Source organism: Pseudomonas sp. FP2254 (assembly GCF_030687695.1).
In the GTDB taxonomy this organism is placed as follows: domain Bacteria; phylum Pseudomonadota; class Gammaproteobacteria; order Pseudomonadales; family Pseudomonadaceae; genus Aquipseudomonas; species Aquipseudomonas quebecensis.
Map to the genome: position 1 here is coordinate 1,023,488 of NZ_CP117444.1, position 19,585 is coordinate 1,043,072.

Sequence of the window (19,585 nt, forward strand, 5' to 3'; positions counted from 1 at the left end):
ACCACAGAATGCAAAAGTAGGAGCTTCCTTCATGTTCACTCCGCGTCGTCTGCTTGTTGTCGCTACCGCCGTAGCCCTGTTGTCCGGCTGCGCTTCCCCTAATCCTTATGACGGCAGCAGCCAGGGACAGGCGAATAATGAATCCGGCGGTATGAGCAAGACCGCCAAGTACGGTGGCCTGGGCGCTCTGGCCGGGGCATTGGCCGGTGCGGCCATCGACCACAACCACCGTGGCAAGGGCGCGCTGATCGGCGCAGTGGTGGCCGGTGCAGGTGCCGCCGGCTATGGCTACTACGCCGACCAGCAGGAAAAGAAACTGCGCGAAAGCATGGCCAATACCGGAGTCGAAGTGCAGCGCCAGGGCGACCAGATCAAATTGATCATGCCGGGTAACATCACCTTCGCCACCAACTCCGACGCGATTTCCAGCAGTTTCTACCAGCCGCTGAACAACTTGGCCAATTCGCTCAAGCAGTTCAATCAGAACACCATCCAGATTGTCGGCTACACCGACAGCACCGGCAGCCGCCAGTTGAACATGGACCTGTCCCAGCGTCGCGCTCAGAGCGTGGCCAATTACCTGACGTCCCAAGGCGTGAGTCCGGCCAACCTGAGCGCGCGCGGCGCCGGCCCGGATAACCCGATCGCCAGCAACGCGGACGTCAATGGCCGTGCCCAGAACCGTCGGGTCGAGGTCAACCTGGGTCCTATCCCAGGCCAGCAGTATGGCCAGCCGGCCCAGCAGCAGGCACCGCAGCAAAATAACCAGTTCCAGGGCAACCCGTACCAGCAGTACCAGTAAGCTCGGGTAATAAAAAAGGACGCCGTGCAATGGCTGCACGGCGTCCTTTTTTGTGGGCGGCGTTTACATCAATCGATGTATTCGAACACCTTAACGATCTTCTGCACGCCAGATACGCCCTGTACCAGATTGGCGGCGCGGGTGGCTTCCGCCTGGGTCAGCAGGCCCATCAGGTAGACGATACCGTTATCGGTGACGACTTTGATACGCGAGCCTGGGATGGCGTTGTCGGTGAGCATCTGCGCCTTGATCTTGGTGGTCAGCAGCGCGTCATTGCTGATGGCCAGCAGGGTGATCGGGTCCATCACCTGCAATTCGTTATGCACCTTCTTCACGCGTTGCACGGCCGCTGCGGCTTGCTCGGCCTGGGCCTTAAGATCGGCGCGGGGCGTTTGGCCGGCGAGCAGTACCACGCCGTTGAAACTGGTGACGACGATGCGCGAGGCACCATTGCCCAGGTCCGGCGCGGCTTTGGCGACGTTGACCTCGACTTTGGTTTCGATCAGAGAGTCGTCGATCTTGCTGCCGAAGGTACGCGTGCCCTTGTCGTCCTGGATGGGGGTGTCACGTGTCGCGGTGATTGCCGTGCTGCAGCCGCTGATGGCGAGGCACAGCGTCATGGCCAAAAGGCTGAGGCGGTTAACGGTCATTCTTCACTCCCGAACAGTTGGCTGTCGATCAGATCGCACAGGCAGTGGATCGCCAGCAGGTGGACTTCCTGGATACGTGCAGTGACAGTGGCCGGAACGCGAATCTCCACATCTTCTGGCAGCAGCAGCGAGGCCATGCCGCCGCCGTCGCGTCCGGTCAATGCTACGACAATCATTTCGCGATCATGTGCGGCCTGGATCGCTTGAATAATGTTGGCCGAGTTGCCGCTGGTGGAAATCGCCAGCAGCACATCGCCCGGCTGGCCCAGGGCGCGGATCTGTTTGGAGAAGATCTCGTTGTAGCTGTAGTCGTTGGCGATCGAGGTGATCGTCGACGAATCGGTGGTCAAGGCAATGGCCGGCAGGCTCGGGCGCTCGCGCTCGAAGCGGTTGAGCAGCTCGGAGGAAAAGTGCTGGGCGTCGCCGGCTGAACCGCCGTTGCCGCACGAAAGCATTTTGCCCTCGTTGAGCAAGGCATTGACCATGACTTGACTGGCTTGCTCGATATGCGGTGCAAGTACGTCCATCGCCTGTTGCTTGGTGTCGATGCTGGCCTGGAATAGCTGGCGAATTCGGGATTGCATGTCCATCTGTGTGACCTTAAGTAGCGCGGCTGTTTGGCACAGGAATGTGCAGCCCGCAAAGCAAAGAGCAAAAGTGTGTGGTGTAGAGGTCCGGCGAATCAGCTGTCGAAGGCATTGGGCAGCCAGTTCAGATCAGCCGTCCCCGACGGTGTGCTTTCTATGGCGACCACATCGAAACGGCAGGGGGAGTCGGCCCAGCGATGCTCTTTTTGCAGGAAAAACTGCGCGGCGAGTATCAGCTTTTGACGCTTGCGCCCGTCGATACTGGCGAGCGCGCCACCCCATTGTGCGTGTTTCCTGTAGCGGACTTCGACGAATACTACTGTATCGCCGTCAAGCATGACCAGATCAAGCTCGCCGCGTTTACACAACCAGTTCTGCGCCAGAAGGCGCAGACCCTGTTGCTGCAGGTAGTTCAGAGCTTGAAGTTCGGCATCCTTGCCGCTTTGCGCGCGGGACCGCTCGGGCATCAGCGCGGGGTGTCCGGCAGGCGTTGGACCTGGCCGCCGACGAACTTGGCCCAAGGCATCTGGCGGTCGACGCGCTGGTTGCCGCTGATGCCCAGATTGCCCGACAGGCCATCCATCCGAGTGTCCGGCAGCGCCTTGAGCTGGCCCAGGCGTGGCGCCAGGCGATAGGCATCGACGCCCATCGCATACAGGCGGCCGAGGCTGCCATTGGCTTGTGGCCATTGCGCGGCGACCTGGTTGCGCAGCGGGTCGGTGGTGTTGAGCAGCCAAGGCGTTTCGCAGAACATCACGTTGGTCATGTCCAGGTACTGGTTCTTGTCGCCGCTGGCGCTGAATACGTGGGATGTTGCATACACCGGCACGTCGCCGGCGTACTGGAAGTTGAGGGTCGGCTTGATCTGCTGGGCCAGTTGCGGGGTTACGGCCAGGAAGATGAACTCGATGTCCTGGCGACGTGAAGGTTGTGCCGCCACATCGGTGCCAACGGTGTTTTGCAGGCTCTTGGCGCGGGCTTCGCTTTTACGCAGCTGGAACAGGTCGGCAATCTGCTGGGCCAGGGCCACGGGCTGATCCACATACTCCACACCCATGACCGTACCGCCGTTGGCTTCCCAATCCTGGCGGAACGCCTTGTAGACACGCTCGCCCCATTCGCCACGCGGCACCATGGCTGCGGCGCGGTGCAGGCCATCGGCACGGGCGCGGCGCGAGACTTCGCGGGCTTCGTCTTCGGCGGCCAGGCCGAACTGGAACAGCTGCGGCGGAGCTTGATCGGTTTCGGCGTAATTCAGCGCCAGGGTGGTGATCGGTAGTTGAGGCCGCGCGCTGAGCTGCTTGACGAGTGGCTTCTCCAGCGGGCCGACCACCAGTTGCACGCCGGCGGCCTGGGCCTTGGCGTAGAAATCGTCGAGGGAGGTCAAGCGGGAGCTGTCATAGAACTCAATGACCGGCGGCTTCTGCCCGGCCTGTTCGGCCTGGTAATGGGCCGCCATGAAGCCTTCGCGCAACGCCTTGCCCACGGAGGCCAGCGGGCCGTCCTGTGGCAGCAGCAGGGCGATCTTGTTCAGGGGCTGGCTGGCCAGTTCCTTGAGCTTGGTCAGCGGCGTCGGCAATTGCAGCGCCGCCGGATGGTTGGGGTTCTTCGCGCGCCAGGTGTCGATGGCGGCCTGCTGTTGCTCCAGGGTGCCGGCGCTCTTGACCGATTGAGCCAGGGTGATCCAGCCATCGAGGATAGGGTTGCCGCTGGCTTGCAACTGCTCGGCCGGCAGGGCGGCAATCAGCGCCCAGATGGCGTCATGGTTGGCATGCGCGGCGTCGCCGGTCAGCAACGAGGCCATGGCGACACGCTCACGGGCGGCGGCCAGGGTCTGGCCGTCGGCCTCATAAGCGCGGGCATGAACGGTACCGGTGCGAATCTGCTGCTCGGCAGGCAAGTCCTTGAGGCTTTGCAGGCTCGGGTGGCTCAATGCCGTCAACGCGGCCTTGGGCTGGTTGCGCGTCATCGCCAGCTCGGCAGCCAGTGTGCTGGCAAACACCTGTGCGGCAGGCTTGAGAGCCTCCAGGGGCACTTGTGCAAGAATCTGCGCCGAGCGGCCAGGATTATTCTGGTGGTACGCCAGGTCAGCTGCACTCAGGCGCAACAGTGCGGCCTTTTCCGGCGTCTTGGCGGAGGTGGCCTGTTCGAGCAGTTGCTCGATACTGGCGTCCGGGGTCCGAGGAAGCTCGCCAAGGCTGGACGAGGGCGAGCTGGCGCAGGCGGCCAGTAGGGCAGCGAGGCAGAGGGCGGAGAGCAGCCGCAGGCAAGCGATCATGTAAGTGTTCCTGATACCGATCAAATTAGCGTGGAAGTGTACCCAAGCACTGGCCCAGGCGCGATGTTGCTGGCGTGAAACCGTCGATTTAGGTCGTGCAAAAGCGGCTGACTGGATGTTACCGGACGCAAGCGACCCTGAAGGGATCGGCCTCGATGGCGTTTTTTCAAGGCATCTACGCGCTACAATGATTTTTTTGCCAACCATCGAGGTGTGCGTTTTGACTGCTCCAGGTCCTTTGAATTCCACTGCAGGCTCGCTTTTTGTCGTGGCGACGCCCATTGGCAACCTGGACGACATCAGTGCTCGCGCATTGAAAGTGTTGCGCGACGTTAAATTGATCGCGGCCGAAGACACGCGCCACTCCCAACGTTTGATGCAACATTTTGGTATCAGTACGCCGCTGGCGGCCTGCCATGAGCACAACGAACGCGAGGAAGGCAGCCGCTTTATCGTGCGTCTGCTGGCCGGCGACGACGTGGCGTTGATTTCCGATGCGGGCACGCCATTGATCTCCGATCCCGGTTACCACCTGGTCCGCCAGGCACGCGCCGCAGGTATCAATGTAGTGCCTGTTCCGGGGGCGTGCGCGTTGATTGCTGCCTTATCGGCGGCCGGCCTGCCTTCCGACCGGTTTATCTTCGAAGGCTTCCTGCCCGCCAAGGCGGTGGGGCGTCGAGCGCGCCTTGAGGCCCTCAAGGAGGAACCGCGCACGCTGATCTTCTACGAAGCGCCGCACCGCATCCTGGAGTGTCTGCAGGACATGGAGCTGGTATTCGGCGGCGAGCGCCTGGCGCTGTTGGCCCGCGAGCTGACCAAGACCTTCGAGACTCTCAAAGGCTTACCCCTGGAAGCGCTTCGAGCCTTTGTCGAAGGCGACAGTAACCAGCAGCGCGGCGAGTGCGTGGTGCTGGTAGCGGGCTGGACCGCGCCGGAGAGCGAGGACGCGGTGAGCAGCGAGGCCATGCGCATCCTGGATCTGTTGCTCAAGGAAATGCCACTTAAACGCGCAGCGGCCCTGGCGGCGGAAATCACCGGCGTGCGCAAGAACGTCCTGTATCAAGTGGCGCTGGATAAGCAGAAAGCCGAATAGTTCCGGGGTGGAGGGTGCATTTCATCCGATCATGATGGCAGTCGCGGTCTTTTAATACTTGTCCTGAGACCGCCGTGCCGTTAACCTGCGCGGCGGAGAGTCGATTGGACAGTCGCTGCCCTCTATGAAAATTAGGGGGGGGAGGAAAGTCCGGGCTCCATAGGGCGAAGTGCCAGGTAATGCCTGGGAGGCGTGAGCCTACGGAAAGTGCCACAGAAAATAACCGCCTAAGCGCTTCGGTGCCGGTAAGGGTGAAAAGGTGCGGTAAGAGCGCACCGCACGACTGGCAACAGTTCGTGGCTAGGTAAACCCCACTTGGAGCAAGACCAAATAGGGTCCCAAGGCGTGGCCCGCGCTGGGACCGGGTAGGTTGCTAAAGATGTCCAGTGATGGCCATCGTAGACGAATGACTGTTCAAGACAGAACCCGGCTTATAGATCGACTCTCCACCTTATTTCCTTTTGTTCGAGTCTCGAGCAAAAAAACGGTAGTAACGCAAGACTCCCTCCCTGCCAAATCATTGGCAGATGCATCTTCGTAATACCAAAAAAATCTTACTCTTAATAAATCACTTTAACTTCGAGCTATAGCGCTTTGAGTGCTCTGCGCTTGTTGGGTCAAAAATATCGTCGAACTCGGGTTTCTCCTCCCTTTACGCTCCTAAATCTCCGTTCTGTAAGGCTTTTCCTTGAATCCGTGCCTTGACGGTGTGGTGGGCGCATTCCTATAGTGTGCGCAAGTGGCGGAAAGTGGCACAAAGTGGGTTTTTTGAACGTAAAACGCTAAAATTTGGAGAAACGCATCTGTGTTTCGCGGAGCTAACGCTATCAGTCTCGACGCAAAAGGCCGTCTCGCTATGCCGAGCCGGTATCGCGACGAGCTGATTTCGAGAAGTTCCGGGCAGTTAATCATCACAATCGATGCCGTTGACCCTTGTTTATGTGTTTACCCCCTCGACGAGTGGGAGTTGATCGAAACCAAATTGCGCGCTTTGCCTTCATTGCGTGAAGAAAACCGCCGCCTGCAGCGTTTGCTGATCGGTAATGCCGTCGACCTTGAACTCGATGGCAGTGGTCGTTTCCTGGTACCCCCGCGTCTACGCGAGTACGCCAAGCTCGATAAGCGCGCAATGCTGGTCGGCCAACTGAACAAGTTCCAATTGTGGGACGAAGATGCCTGGGATGCTGTTTCCGCAGCTGACCTGGCTGCTATTCAACAACCGGGCGCCATGCCTGACGAACTGCGTGATCTGATCCTGTGACTATTGATAGCGGCTTTAACCACATCACCGTACTGCTTGACGAAGCCGTCGAGGCTCTCGCCGTACGCGCGGATGGCTGCTATGTGGATGGGACGTTCGGACGGGGCGGGCACAGTCGATTGATCCTTAGTCAGCTCGGGCCGGACGGAACGCTCCTCGGGTTCGACAAAGACCCCCAAGCGATTGCCACCGGGCAAGCGCTAGCGGCCGAAGACGGCCGCTTTGTCGTTGTGCAGCGCAGCTTTGCCGAGCTGGGAGCCGAAGTGGCCGAGCGCGGCATGGCGGGCAAGGTCGCCGGCGTTTTGCTTGACCTGGGCGTGTCTTCGCCCCAGCTCGATGACCCGGAACGCGGTTTCAGTTTCATGAACGACGGCCCCCTCGACATGCGCATGGACCCGTCCCGAGGCGTCAGCGCCGCGCAGTTCATCGCCACCGCGCCGGTGGAAGAAATCGCCCGGGTGTTCAAGGAATACGGCGAAGAGCGTTTCGCCGGCCGTATGGCTCGTGCCGTGGTCGAGCGCCGCGAACTGCAACCGTTCGAGCGCACCGCTGACCTGGCCGAAGTGCTGAAAGTCGCCAACCCAGCCTGGGAAAAGGGCAAGAACCCGGCGACCCGTGCGTTCCAGGGCCTGCGCATTCACGTCAACAACGAATTGGGCGATCTGGAGGCCGGCCTGGAGGCTGCCCTCGACGCGCTGGAAGTGGGCGGTCGCCTGGTGGTGATCAGCTTCCACTCCCTGGAAGACCGTATCGTCAAGCTGTTCATGCGCCGCCTGGTCAAGGGCGAGTCCGACAACCTGCCGCGCAACCTGCCGGTACGTTTCGAAGCCTTTGTGCCGAAAATCAAGATCCATGGCAAAGCGCAGTTCGCTTCCGATGCTGAGCTTAAGGCCAACCCACGTGCCCGTAGTGCGGTCATGCGTGTTGCGGAGAAGTTGCGGTGAGCAAGCTTTTCGCCAAGCCCCTGCCAGGCGGCAGCTTCTTTATGTTGCTGCTGTTTATCGGCGTGCTGGTTTCCGCCATCGCGGTGTCCTACAGCGCCCACTGGAACCGTCAGTTGCTCAACACCCTGTACGGGGAATTGAGCGTGCGCGACAAAGCTCAGGCGGAGTGGGGACGGTTGATCCTGGAGCAAAGTACCTGGACCGCCCACAGTCGTATCGAGGTGCTGGCCACGGAACAGCTGAAAATGCATATCCCCGGCGCAGCTGACGTGCGGATGGTGGCGCCATGATGAAACTTGAAGGCGCGCTCTATCCATGGCGCTTCCGCCTGGTGCTTGGCTTGCTGGCACTGATGGTGGGCGCGATCGCCTGGCGCATCATCGACCTGCAGGTGGTCGACCGCGACTTCCTGATCGGCCAGGGCGACGCCCGCAGCCTGCGTCATATCCCTATTCCCGCGCACCGTGGCCTGATCACCGACCGCAATGGCGAGCCCCTGGCCGTCAGTACACCGGTGACCACGCTGTGGGCCAACGCCAAGGAACTGCAGGTTGCCAAGGACCGCTGGCCGGCCCTCGCCGCCGCCCTTGGTCAAGACCCCAAGGCCCTGGCCGAGCGTCTGGAAGCCCAGGCCAACAAAGAGTTCATCTATCTGGTACGCGGCCTGACCCCTGAGCAGGGCCAGCAGGTGCTCGACCTTAAAGTCCCCGGTGTCTACGGCATCGAGGAGTTCCGTCGTTTCTACCCGGCCGGTGAAACCACCGCCCATATGGTGGGCTTCACCGACATCGACGACCACGGTCGCGAAGGTGTCGAGTTGGCCTACGATGAATGGCTGGCCGGGGTTCCAGGCAAGCGACAAGTCATCAAGGATCGGCGCGGAAGGCTGATCAAGGATGTCCAGGTCACCAAGAACGCCAAGGCCGGTAAGCCCTTGGCGTTGTCGATTGACCTGCGTCTGCAATACCTGGCCAACCGCGAACTGCGTAACGCGATCATCGAGAACGGCGCCAAGGCCGGCAGCCTGGTGATCATGGACGTGAAGACCGGTGAGATTCTCGCCATGGTCAACCAGCCAACCTACAACCCGAACAACCGTCGCAACCTGCAACCGGCGATGATGCGCAACCGCGCCATGATCGACGTGTTCGAGCCGGGTTCGACCATGAAAGCCATTTCCATGAGTGCTGCCCTCGAAACGGGACGCTGGAAGCCCAGCGACAAGGTCGAGGTCTATCCGGGCACGCTGCAGTTGGGCAAATACACCATTCGCGACGTATCCCGGACCGAAGGGCCGGTGTTGGACCTGACAGGCATCCTGATCAACTCCAGTAACGTGGGCATGAGTAAGGTCGCCTTCGATATCGGCGGCGAAACCATCTACCACCTGGCGCAGAAAATCGGCCTGGGCCAACCCACGGGCCTGGACTTTCCTGGCGAGCGCGTCGGTAACCTGCCGAACTACCGCGATTGGAAAAAAGCCGAGACCGCCACGCTGTCCTACGGCTACGGCCTGTCGGTGACGGCAATCCAATTGGCCCACGCCTTCTCCGTGCTGGCCAACAATGGCCGCATGGTGCCGTTAAGCCTGATTCACGTCGACGAAGCACCAAAGGCGACTCAGGTGATCCCGGAAAATGTCGCCAAGACCATGCAAGGCATGCTGCAACAAGTGATCGAAGCACCGCGCGGCGTGTTCCGTGCCCAGGTGCCGGCGTATCACGTGGGCGGCAAATCCGGTACCGCACGTAAGACATCCGTGGGCACCAAGGGCTATGCCGAGAACTCGTACCGTTCGCTGTTCGCCGGCTTCGGGCCGATGAGCGACCCGCGCTACGCCATCGTCGTGGTGATCGATGAACCCAGCAAGGCCGGTTACTTCGGTGGCCTGGTCTCGGCGCCGGTGTTCAGCAAAGTGATGTCCGGCACCCTGCGCCTGATGAATATCACCCCTGACAACCTGCCGCCGACCCAGCAAGCAAACGCCGGACCACCGGCCGCTGCCGTAAAAGCCAATGGAGGGCGCGGCTGATGTCTCTAAGTTTGAACAAGATTTTCGCCCATGCCGGTCGCGACCTGTTGATCCGTGAGCTGACCCTGGACAGCCGCAATGTGCGTGCCGGCGACCTGTTCCTGGCCGTGCCGGGTGGCAGGTTCGACGGTCGCGCGCACATTGCCGATGCGCTGCAACGCGGTGCCGCCGCCGTGGCGTATGAAGCCGAAGGCGCCACCGTGCTACCGATCACCGACGTGCCGCTGATTCCGGTCAAAGGGCTGGCCAAGCAGTTATCCGATATCGCCGGGCGTTTCTATGGCGAGCCGAGCCGCCACCTCAATCTGGTGGGCGTGACCGGCACCAACGGCAAGACCAGCGTGACCCAGCTCGTGGCCCAGGCTCTTGATCTGCTGGGCCAGCACTGCGGCATTATCGGCACTCTGGGGACCGGTTTCTATGGCGCGCTGCGAAGCGGCCTGCACACCACGCCGAACCCGATTGCCGTGCAGGCGACCCTGGCCGACCTGAAAAAAGCCGGTGCCAAGGCCGTGGCCATGGAGGTCTCATCCCACGGGCTGGAGCAGGGTCGCGTCAGCGCCCTGGCGTTCGATGTGGCGGTGATGACCAACCTGTCCCGCGACCATCTGGATTACCACGGCACCATGGAGGCGTACGCCGCCGCCAAGGCCAAGCTGTTCGCGTGGAACGATCTCAAATGCCGGGTCGTTAACCTGGACGATGCGTTCGGTCGCCAACTCGCCACCGAAGACCGCGAAGGGCGCCTGATCAGCTACAGCCTGCAGGACCCAAGTGCCTACCTGTATTGCCGCGAAGCCCGGTTCGACGACGAAGGCGTGCGCGCCACCCTGGTGACCCCGCAGGGCGAACACCACCTGCGCAGCACCTTGCTCGGTCGTTTCAACCTCAGCAACGTGCTTGCTGCCATCGGTGCGCTGCTGGGCCTGGACTATGCCCTCGACGAAATTCTGAACGTACTGCCGAAGCTGGAAGGCCCGGCCGGTCGCATGCAGCGCCTGGGTGGCGGAAAACAGCCGCTGGTAGTGGTTGATTACGCCCACACCCCGGACGCCCTGGAAAAAGTACTCCAAGCGCTGCGCCCACACGCCAAGGGCAAATTACTGTGCCTGTTCGGTTGCGGCGGTGATCGTGATCGCGGCAAGCGCCCGCTGATGGCAGAGATTGTCGAGCGCCTGGCCGACGGCGTGCTGGTGACCGACGACAACCCGCGCAGCGAAGACCCAAGCCAGATTTTCGATGACATCCGTGCAGGCTTCAAAGAAGTCTCCAAAGCTACCTTTGTCGCCGGTCGCGGTAACGCCATTGCCCAACTGATCGCCAGCGCCGGCGTCGACGATGTGGTGGTGCTCGCCGGTAAAGGCCACGAGGACTACCAGGAAATCAACGGCGAGCGGCATGCCTTTTCCGACCTGGTCGAGGCCGATCACGCCTTGAGCGCCTGGGAGATCGCCCATGCTTAAGCCGATGCGCTTCAGCGAACTGACCCAAGCCCTGTCCGCTCGCCTTCTGTCCGGCGATTGCCGCTTCGATGGCGTCAGCATCGACAGCCGTGCCATCCAGCCAGGGCAACTGTTTGTCGCGCTGGCCGGCCCGCGCTTTGACGGCCACGATTACCTCAATGACGTCGCCGCCAAAGGCGCCGTGGGTGCCCTGGTGCAGCGCGAAGTACCGGAGTCGAGCTTGCCGCAGTTGCTGGTCGCCGACACCCGTTTGGCCCTCGGCCAACTGGGCGCACTCAACCGTGCCGCCTTCGAGCAGCCGGTGGCGGCCATCACCGGCTCCAGCGGCAAGACCACAGTCAAGGAACTGCTGGCCGGCGTGCTACGCACACGCGGGCCGGTACTCGCTACCCGTGGCAACCTGAACAACGATTTCGGCGCGCCGTTGACCCTGCTCGAATTGGCCCCGGAACACACGGCGGCGGTGATCGAGTTGGGCGCTTCGCGCGTCGGCGAAATCGCCTACACCGTGGCGCTGACCAAGCCCCACGTCGCCATTATCAATAACGCCGGTACCGCTCACGTGGGCGAGTTCGGTGGCCCGGAAAAGATCGTCGAAGCCAAGGGTGAAATCCTAGAAGGCCTCGACGCTTCGGGCACCGCCGTATTGAACCTCGACGACAAGGCCTTCGAAACCTGGCGCGTGCGCGCCGCCGGTCGCAAGGTCCTGACGTTTGCCGTGCATAACGCAGCGGCTGATTTCCATGCATCCAACATCACCGTCGATGCCCGAGGCTGCCCGTCCTTTACCTTGCACACCCCGCAAGGCAGCGAACACGTGCAACTGAATTTGTTGGGCAACCATAACGTTGCCAATGCCCTGGCCGCCGCCGCTGCCGCGTACGCCCTGGGCGTGTCGCTGTTCGGTATTGCCACGGGCCTTGGCGCGGTGCAACCGGTCAAGGGCCGCACCGTGGCGCAGTTGGCGACAAACGGCATGCGCGTGATCGATGACACCTACAACGCCAACCAGTCCTCGGTCTGCGCCGCCATCGACCTGCTCAAAGGCTTCGACGGCCGCAAGGTACTGGTTCTGGGCGATATCGCTGAACTGGGCGATTGGGCCGAACAGTCCCACCGCGAAGTCGGTGCCTACGCCAGCGGCAAGGTCGACGCCCTTTATGCCGTCGGCCCGAACATGGCCCACGCCGTCAACGCTTTCGGCCCAGGTGCGCAGCATTTCGCCACCCAAGCCGAGCTGATCCAGGCGCTGGCTGCGGCCGAACACGACAAACAGACAACCATTTTGATCAAGGGATCGCGCAGCGCGGTGATGGAAAACGTCGTCGTGGCCTTGTGTGGCTCAAGTACGGAGAAACATTAATGCTGCTGCTGCTGGCTGAGTATCTGCAACAGTTCCACAAAGGCTTCGCGGTCTTCCAGTACCTGACTCTGCGCGGGATCCTGGGTGTGCTGACCGCGTTGTGTTTGTCACTGTTCCTGGGGCCGTGGATGATTCGCACCCTGCAGAACCTGCAAATTGGTCAATCGGTTCGCAATGACGGCCCGCAGTCGCACCTGTCCAAGTCCGGTACGCCGACCATGGGCGGCGCGCTGATCCTGTCCTCCATCGGTGTCAGCACGTTGCTTTGGGCTGACCTGCACAACCGTTATGTATGGGTGGTGCTGCTGGTGACCCTGCTGTTCGGCGCCATCGGCTGGGTGGATGACTACCGCAAGGTCATCGAGAAGAACTCCAAGGGGCTGCCAAGCCGTTGGAAGTATTTCTGGCAGTCGGTGTTCGGCTTGGGCGCGGCGATCTTCCTGTACATGACCGCCCCAAGCGCGGTGGAAACCACGCTGATTCTGCCCATGCTCAAGGACGCCAGCATTCCCCTGGGCATCGGCTTCGTGGTGCTGACCTACTTCGTGATCGTCGGCTCCAGCAACGCCGTCAACCTTACCGACGGCCTCGACGGCCTGGCGATCATGCCGACGGTGATGGTGGGCGGTGCGCTCGGTATCTTCTGCTACCTGTCGGGTAACGTGAAATTCGCCGAATACCTGCTGATCCCCTACGTACCGGGCGCGGGTGAGTTGATCGTATTCTGCGGCGCGCTGATTGGTGCGGGCCTGGGCTTCCTGTGGTTCAACACCTACCCGGCACAAGTCTTCATGGGTGACGTCGGCGCGTTGGCGCTGGGCGCGGCCCTGGGCACCATCGCAGTGATCGTTCGCCAGGAAATCGTGCTGTTCATCATGGGCGGTGTGTTCGTGATGGAAACCCTGTCGGTGGTCATCCAGGTGGCGTCCTTCAAATTGACCGGGCGTCGCGTGTTCCGCATGGCGCCGATTCACCACCACTTTGAACTCAAGGGCTGGCCCGAGCCACGCGTGATCGTCCGCTTCTGGATCATCACCGTGATTCTGGTGCTGATCGGCCTTGCCACCCTGAAACTGAGGTAGAAAAGAGTGTCCCTGATCGCTTCAGACCACTTCCGCATCGTTGTCGGCCTCGGCAAGAGCGGCATGTCCCTGGTTCGCTTCCTGGCGAACCGCGGCACGTCGTTCGCCGTGGCCGATACGCGGGAAAATCCACCGGAGCTGGTCACGCTGCGCCGTGACTACCCGCACGTGGAAGTGCGTTGTGGCGAGCTGGATGTCGAGTTTCTGTGTCGTGCCGACGAGCTTTATGTGAGCCCCGGCCTGGCCTTGTCCACGCCGGCCCTGCAAGCCGCCGCGGCCCGTGGCGTGAAGCTGTCAGGCGACATCGACCTGTTTGCGCGCAATGCCAAGGCGCCGATCGTGGCCATCAGCGGCTCCAATGCCAAAAGCACCGTGACCACCCTGGTCGGCGACATGGCGGCTGCGGCCGGCAAGCGCGTGGCCGTGGGTGGCAACCTCGGCACCCCGGCGCTCGACCTGCTCAGCGATGATGTCGAGCTGTACGTGATGGAACTGTCGAGCTTCCAGCTGGAGACCACCCACGACCTCGGCGCCGAAGTGGCCACTGTGTTGAACGTGAGTGAAGACCACATGGACCGCTACAGCGGCCTGCCGGCGTATCACCTGGCCAAGCACCGGATTTTCCGCGGTGCCAGGCAAGTGGTGGTCAACCGTCAGGATGCCTTGAGCCGTCCGCTGATGGGCGAGGGCCTGCCGTGCTGGACCTTCGGCCTGGGCAAACCGGACTTCAAGGCTTTCGGCATTCGCGAAGAGAACGGCGAGAAATACCTGGCCTTCGAATTCCAGAACCTGATGCCGGTGCGCGAGTTGAAAATCCGTGGCGCCCACAACCAGTCAAACGCCCTCGCGGCCCTGGCCTTGGGGCATGCCGTCGGCTTGCCGTTCGATGCGATGCTGTCGACCCTGCGCACGTTCGCCGGGCTTGAGCACCGCTGCCAATGGGTGCGTGACCTGGATGGCGTGAGCTATTACAACGATTCCAAGGCCACCAATGTGGGCGCCGCGCTGGCCGCCATCGAAGGCCTTGGCGCCGATATCGACGGCAAGCTGGTGCTGATCGCCGGTGGCGACGGCAAGGGCGCCGACTTCAAGGATCTCAAGGCGCCGGTCGCCGTACATTGCCGCGCGGTGGTGTTGATGGGGCGTGATGCCGAGCTGATCGCCGCCGCCCTCGGTGACGCGGTGCCGCAGATTCGCGTGGCCTCCCTGGACGAAGCCGTGATGCAAGGCAAAACCCTGGCCCAACCCGGTGACGCCGTACTGCTGTCGCCGGCCTGTGCCAGCCTGGACATGTTCAAGAACTACGAAGAGCGCGGCCAGCTGTTCGCTCGCGCCGTGGAGGCCTTGGCATGAATCTGAACCTGAGAAACATCATCAAGCCGTACCCGTCGCCGATTATTACCGGGCGCGGTATCGACCTTGACTTCGCAATGCTCGCCGCCGGTCTGGCGCTGCTGGGCCTGGGCCTGGTGATGATTACCTCGGCCTCTTCCGAAGTGGCTGCCGTGCAATCGGGCAATACGCTGTACATGATGATCCGTCACCTGGTGTATCTGCTGATCGGTATCGGTTCCTGCATTGTGACCATGATGATCCCCATCGCCACTTGGCAGCGCCTGGGCTGGTTGATGCTGATCGGCGCGTTCGGCTTGCTGGTGATGGTGATCCTGCCGGGCATCGGTCGCGAGGTGAACGGCTCGATGCGCTGGATCGGTTTCGGCGCGTTCAACGTGCAGCCATCGGAAATCGCCAAGGTGTTCGTGGTGATCTACCTGGCTGGCTATCTGGTGCGACGTCAGAAGGAAGTGCGCGAGAGTTGGATGGGGTTCTTCAAGCCATTCATCGTGCTGCTACCCATGGCCGGTCTGTTGCTGATGGAGCCGGATTTTGGCGCAACGGTAGTAATGATGGGCGCGGCGGCGGCGATGCTGTTTCTTGGCGGTGTTGGGCTGTTGCGATTCGCGTTGATGGTGGTGCTGGCGGTTGTTGCGGTTTATCTGCTGGTTCTGGCGCAACCCTATCGGATGGCACGCTTGATTACCTTCACCGATCCCTGGTCCGATCAGTTTGGTGCCGGTTACCAGTTGACCCAGGCGCTGATTGCTTTTGGTCGAGGCGGCTGGTTCGGTGTCGGGCTGGGCAACAGCGTGCAGAAACAGTTCTACCTGCCTGAAGCCCATACTGACTTCGTATTCTCGGTGCTTGCCGAAGAGCTGGGTGTCGTGGGCTCGCTGTGCACGGTAGCGCTCTTTGTGTTCGTCTGCGTGAGGGCCCTTTACATAGGCCTATGGGCCGAGAAAGCCAAGCAGTTCTTTGCCGCCTACGTGGCTTACGGGCTGGCATTCCTTTGGATCGGTCAGTTCCTTATCAACGTCGGAGTGAATGTCGGGCGTCTGCCGACCAAGGGGCTGACCCTGCCATTCCTCAGTTACGGTGGCAGTTCGTTGGTGATTTGCTGCATCTGCCTGGGCCTGTTGCTGCGCATCGAGTGGGAGAGTCGCACCCACCTGGGCAGCGAAGAGATGGAATTCAGCGAAAGCGACTTCGCCGAGGAGCCGACCCATGGGCGCTAATGTGCTGATCATGGCAGGCGGCACCGGGGGGCACGTGTTCCCGGCGCTGGCGTGTGCGCGGGAATTCCAGAACCGTGGCTACAGCGTGCACTGGCTGGGTACGCCGCGCGGCATCGAGAATGAACTGGTGCCAAACGCCGGATTACCGCTGCACCTGATCAACGTCACCGGCCTGCGTGGCAAGGGCAAGTTGTCGCTGCTCAAGGCGCCGTTTGTGTTGCTCAAAGCGGTGTGGCAGGCGCGCAAGGTCATTCGTGAGTTGAAGCCAGTGTGTGTGCTCGGCTTTGGCGGTTACGTGACCGGCCCCGGCGGCGTTGCGGCCAGGCTGGCCGGTGTGCCGGTGATCGTGCACGAACAGAATGCTGTGGCCGGCACCGCCAACCGTCTGTTGGTGCCGCTGGCCGCGCGGGTATGTGAAGCGTTCCCGAACACCTTTGGCTTGTCGAGCAAACGTCGCACCACCGGCAACCCGGTGCGCACCGAATTGTTCATGGGCATCGCCCGCGCTGCATTGGCCGGGCGCAAGGCGCACCTGTTGATCCTGGGCGGAAGCCTGGGCGCTGAACCGCTGAACAAATTGCTGCCCGAAGCCGTGGCGCAACTGCCGTTGGACCTGCGTCCGGAGATCTTCCACCAGGCCGGCAAAAACCACGATGAAGTCACCGCTGCGCGTTACCGCGAAGCCGGTGTGGAGGCCAATGTACAGCCTTTCATCAAAGACATGGCCCAAGCCTATGGCTGGGCCGACCTGGTGGTCTGTCGCGCTGGCGCGCTGACCGTCAGTGAACTGGCCGCCGCCGGTCTGCCGTCCTTGCTGGTGCCTTTGCCCCATGCGATCGACGATCACCAGACCCGCAACGCCGAATATTTGGCCGGGGAGGGCGCTGCCTTCCTGCTGCCGCAAAGAACGACTGGCGCCGCCGATTTGGCCGCACGCCTGACCGAGGTTTTGATGCAACCGGAACGACTCAACAGCATGGCGAGCACCGCAAGCCGCCTGGCCAAACCTGAAGCAACCCGCACCGTGGTCGATATCTGCCTGGAGGTGGCCCATGGTTGAGAATCAGAAAGCCATGCCACAGCCGGAAATGCGCCGCATCCGTCGCATCCACTTCGTCGGTATCGGCGGCGTGGGCATGTGCGGCATTGCCGAAGTGTTGCTCAACCTGGGCTATCAGGTATCCGGTTCGGACTTGAAAGAATCCCTGGTCACCGACCGCCTCAAGTCCTTCGGAGCGCAGATCTTTATCGGCCACCGTGCCGAGAACGCCGCCGAGGCCGACGTGCTGGTGGTGTCCAGCGCCGTGAACACCTCCAACCCGGAAGTGGCAACCGCCCTTGAGCGCCGTATTCCGGTGGTGCCACGTGCCGAGATGCTCGCCGAGCTGATGCGCTACCGCCACGGCATCGCCGTCGCCGGTACCCATGGCAAGACCACTACCACCAGCCTGATCGCCTCGGTGTTCGCCGCCGGTGGCCTGGACCCGACGTTCGTGATCGGTGGCCGCCTGAATGCAGCCGGCACCAATGCACAGCTGGGCACCAGCCGCTACCTGATCGCCGAAGCCGACGAAAGCGATGCCAGCTTCCTGCACCTGCAGCCGTTGGTGGCCGTGGTCACCAACATCGATGCCGACCACATGGCGACCTACGACGGCGACTTCAACAAATTGAAGAAAACCTTCGTCGAGTTCCTGCACAACCTGCCGTTCTACGGGCTGGCGGTGGTGTGCCTGGACGACCCGGTGGTGCGCGAGATCCTGCCGCTGGTCAAGCGTCCGACCGTCACCTACGGCTTCAGCGAAGACGCCGACGTGCGTGCGATCAATGTGCGTCAGGAAGGCATGCAGACCTATTTCACCGTGCTGCGTCCGGATCGTGAGCCGTTGGACGTGTCGGTGAACATGCCGGGCAACCACAACGTATTGAACTCCCTGGCAACCATTTGCATCGCTTCCGATGAAGGCGTCAGCGATGAAGCCATCGTCGAAGGGCTGTCGCGCTTTGCCGGTGTGGGCCGACGCTTCCAGGTCTACGGGCAACTGCCGGTAGACGGTGGCGACGTGATGCTGGTGGACGACTACGGGCATCACCCGACCGAAGTTGCCGCCGTGATCAAGGCCGTGCGCGGCGGCTGGCCGGAGCGCCGCCTGGTGATGGTCTACCAACCGCACCGCTACAGCCGTACTCGCGACCTGTACGACGATTTCGTCAATGTGCTGGCCGATGCCAACGTGCTGCTGCTGATGGAGGTCTACCCGGCCGGTGAAGAGCCGATCCCGGGCGCCGACAGCCGCAAGCTGTGCAACAGCATCCGTCAGCGGGGCCAGTTGGACCCTATCTATATCGAGCGTGGCGTGGACCTGGCGCCGATCGTCAAGCCGCTGCTGCGTGCCGGCGATATCCTGCTGTGCCAGGGCGCCGGTGATATCGGCGGCCTTGCGCCTAAGTTGCTGGCGAGCCCGCTGTTTGCAGCCGCCAAGAAGGGAGCGTCGAAATGACTGCTGACTACGGCTCCCTGTTTTCGACAATCGCGCCAGCCGACTTCGGCCGCGTGGCCGTATTGTTCGGCGGCAAGAGCGCCGAGCGCGAAGTGTCGCTCAAGTCCGGCAACGCCGTGCTCGACGCGCTGCAAAGTGCCGGCGTGAATGCGTTCGGGATCGACGTGGGCGATGATTTCCTCGCGCGTCTGCAAGCGGAAAAAATCGACCGCGCCTTTATCATCCTGCACGGCCGCGGCGGTGAAGACGGCAGCATGCAGGGCCTGTTGGAGTGCGCCGGTATTCCTTATACCGGCAGTGGCATCCTGGCCTCGGCGCTGGCGATGGACAAATTGCGCACCAAGCAGGTATGGCACAGCCTGGGTATTCCCACCCCGCGTCACAGTGTTCTGTGCAGCGAAGACGATTGTATTTCTGCAGCCAAGGAACTGGGCCTGCCTTTGATCGTCAAACCTGCCCATGAAGGCTCCAGTATCGGCATGGCTAAAGTGAACTCGGCCGCCGAATTGATCGACGCATGGAAAGCGGCAAGTACCTACGATTCGCAAGTGTTGGTGGAACAGTGGATTTCCGGTCCCGAGTACACCATCGCCACCCTGCGTGGCCAGGTATTGCCGCCCATCGCCCTGGGCACGCCCCACACGTTTTACGACTACGACGCCAAGTACGTGGCTTGCGATACGCAGTACCGGATTCCGTGCGGCCTCGACGCAAACAAAGAACAGGAATTGATGGACCTCACGGCGAAAGCCTGTGAGGCGCTCGGTATCGCCGGTTGGGCGCGGGCAGACGTGATGCAGGATGACCAGGGCAACTTCTGGTTTCTTGAAGTCAACACCGCACCGGGGATGACCGACCACAGCCTGGTACCGATGGCCGCCCGTGCCGCCGGCCTGGATTTCCAGCAGTTGGTGCTGGCTATCCTGGCCGCCAGTATTGAGCCAAGAGGCTAACTC

18 protein-coding genes and 1 other RNA gene are annotated in these 19,585 nt (G+C 61.8%); 15 read left to right on the forward strand and 4 right to left on the reverse strand.

The annotated features are described in order from the left end of the window. Positions 1–31: 31 nt before the first annotated feature. Positions 32–802 (forward strand): OmpA family protein, encoded by a 771-nt coding sequence (locus PSH94_RS04530; RefSeq protein WP_181078566.1) that lies wholly within the window; start codon positions 32–34, stop codon positions 800–802. A gap of 68 nt (positions 803–870) precedes the next feature. Here PSH94_RS04530 and PSH94_RS04535 read toward each other — a convergent pair whose 3' ends face one another. The 4 genes from PSH94_RS04535 to PSH94_RS04550 all read right to left on the reverse strand — a co-directional run bounded on the left by PSH94_RS04535 (position 871) and on the right by PSH94_RS04550 (position 4,317). Next, on the reverse strand, positions 871–1,452 hold the full coding sequence (locus tag PSH94_RS04535) for a BON domain-containing protein (RefSeq protein WP_034111799.1): 582 nt from the start codon (positions 1,450–1,452) through the stop codon (positions 871–873). After that, positions 1,449–2,042 carry a phosphoheptose isomerase gene (locus PSH94_RS04540; RefSeq protein WP_024073509.1) on the reverse strand — a complete coding sequence of 198 codons (594 nt, stop codon included), beginning with the start codon at positions 2,040–2,042 and terminating at the stop codon, positions 1,449–1,451. The genes PSH94_RS04535 and PSH94_RS04540 overlap by 4 nt, the downstream gene beginning before the upstream one ends. A 92-nt stretch (positions 2,043–2,134) precedes the next feature. Continuing rightward, entirely contained in the window at positions 2,135–2,506 is a 372-nt protein-coding gene (locus PSH94_RS04545; RefSeq protein ID WP_181078565.1) for a YraN family protein, read from the reverse strand. Continuing rightward, positions 2,506–4,317, reverse strand: coding sequence for a penicillin-binding protein activator (locus PSH94_RS04550; protein ID WP_305436612.1), 1,812 nt, complete (start codon positions 4,315–4,317; stop codon positions 2,506–2,508). Before PSH94_RS04550 ends, PSH94_RS04545 begins: the two co-directional genes overlap by 1 nt. Positions 4,318–4,504: 187 nt before the next feature. Between PSH94_RS04550 and rsmI the strand changes: the two genes are divergently transcribed. The 14 genes from rsmI (at position 4,505) to PSH94_RS04620 (ending at position 19,582) form a co-directional block, all read left to right on the forward strand. Further along, entirely contained in the window at positions 4,505–5,410 is a 906-nt protein-coding gene (gene rsmI, locus PSH94_RS04555) for a 16S rRNA (cytidine(1402)-2'-O)-methyltransferase (RefSeq protein WP_181078562.1), read from the forward strand. A 96-nt stretch (positions 5,411–5,506) separates the two neighbouring features. Then, an RNA gene (gene rnpB, locus PSH94_RS04560) (RNase P RNA component class A) lies at positions 5,507–5,860 on the forward strand. Positions 5,861–6,215: 355 nt separating this feature from the next. After that, positions 6,216–6,671, forward strand: coding sequence for a division/cell wall cluster transcriptional repressor MraZ (gene mraZ / locus PSH94_RS04565; protein WP_003171868.1), 456 nt, complete (start codon positions 6,216–6,218; stop codon positions 6,669–6,671). Continuing rightward, on the forward strand, positions 6,668–7,615 hold the full coding sequence (gene rsmH, locus PSH94_RS04570) for a 16S rRNA (cytosine(1402)-N(4))-methyltransferase RsmH (protein WP_370694742.1): 948 nt from the start codon (positions 6,668–6,670) through the stop codon (positions 7,613–7,615). Before mraZ ends, rsmH begins: the two co-directional genes overlap by 4 nt. Continuing rightward, positions 7,612–7,905, forward strand: a complete 294-nt coding sequence (gene ftsL, locus PSH94_RS04575; protein ID WP_124361353.1) for a cell division protein FtsL — start codon at positions 7,612–7,614, stop codon at positions 7,903–7,905. The genes rsmH and ftsL overlap by 4 nt, the downstream gene beginning before the upstream one ends. After that, positions 7,905–9,647 (forward strand): penicillin-binding protein 2, encoded by a 1,743-nt coding sequence (locus PSH94_RS04580; protein WP_181078617.1) that lies wholly within the window; start codon positions 7,905–7,907, stop codon positions 9,645–9,647. The genes ftsL and PSH94_RS04580 overlap by 1 nt, the downstream gene beginning before the upstream one ends. Continuing rightward, a complete protein-coding gene (locus tag PSH94_RS04585) occupies positions 9,647–11,110 on the forward strand; it encodes a UDP-N-acetylmuramoyl-L-alanyl-D-glutamate--2,6-diaminopimelate ligase (RefSeq protein WP_305436614.1) in 1,464 nt (487 codons plus the stop codon). The genes PSH94_RS04580 and PSH94_RS04585 overlap by 1 nt, the downstream gene beginning before the upstream one ends. Further along, positions 11,103–12,473 carry a UDP-N-acetylmuramoyl-tripeptide--D-alanyl-D-alanine ligase gene (gene murF / locus PSH94_RS04590; RefSeq protein WP_253510519.1) on the forward strand — a complete coding sequence of 457 codons (1,371 nt, stop codon included), beginning with the start codon at positions 11,103–11,105 and terminating at the stop codon, positions 12,471–12,473. Before PSH94_RS04585 ends, murF begins: the two co-directional genes overlap by 8 nt. Next, complete coding sequence (gene mraY / locus PSH94_RS04595; RefSeq protein ID WP_034111805.1) at positions 12,473–13,555, forward strand: phospho-N-acetylmuramoyl-pentapeptide-transferase; 1,083 nt, start codon at positions 12,473–12,475, stop codon at positions 13,553–13,555. Before murF ends, mraY begins: the two co-directional genes overlap by 1 nt. A gap of 6 nt (positions 13,556–13,561) precedes the next feature. Beyond that, on the forward strand, positions 13,562–14,908 hold the full coding sequence (gene murD, locus PSH94_RS04600; protein ID WP_305436618.1) for a UDP-N-acetylmuramoyl-L-alanine--D-glutamate ligase: 1,347 nt from the start codon (positions 13,562–13,564) through the stop codon (positions 14,906–14,908). After that, positions 14,905–16,128 carry a putative lipid II flippase FtsW gene (ftsW, locus tag PSH94_RS04605; RefSeq protein ID WP_370694743.1) on the forward strand — a complete coding sequence of 408 codons (1,224 nt, stop codon included), beginning with the start codon at positions 14,905–14,907 and terminating at the stop codon, positions 16,126–16,128. Before murD ends, ftsW begins: the two co-directional genes overlap by 4 nt. Then, positions 16,118–17,188, forward strand: a complete 1,071-nt coding sequence (murG, locus tag PSH94_RS04610; protein ID WP_253510523.1) for an undecaprenyldiphospho-muramoylpentapeptide beta-N-acetylglucosaminyltransferase — start codon at positions 16,118–16,120, stop codon at positions 17,186–17,188. Before ftsW ends, murG begins: the two co-directional genes overlap by 11 nt. Continuing rightward, complete coding sequence (gene murC, locus PSH94_RS04615; protein WP_181078552.1) at positions 17,181–18,629, forward strand: UDP-N-acetylmuramate--L-alanine ligase; 1,449 nt, start codon at positions 17,181–17,183, stop codon at positions 18,627–18,629. Before murG ends, murC begins: the two co-directional genes overlap by 8 nt. Continuing rightward, positions 18,626–19,582, forward strand: coding sequence for a D-alanine--D-alanine ligase (locus tag PSH94_RS04620; protein ID WP_305436620.1), 957 nt, complete (start codon positions 18,626–18,628; stop codon positions 19,580–19,582). Before murC ends, PSH94_RS04620 begins: the two co-directional genes overlap by 4 nt. Positions 19,583–19,585: the final 3 nt, after the last annotated feature.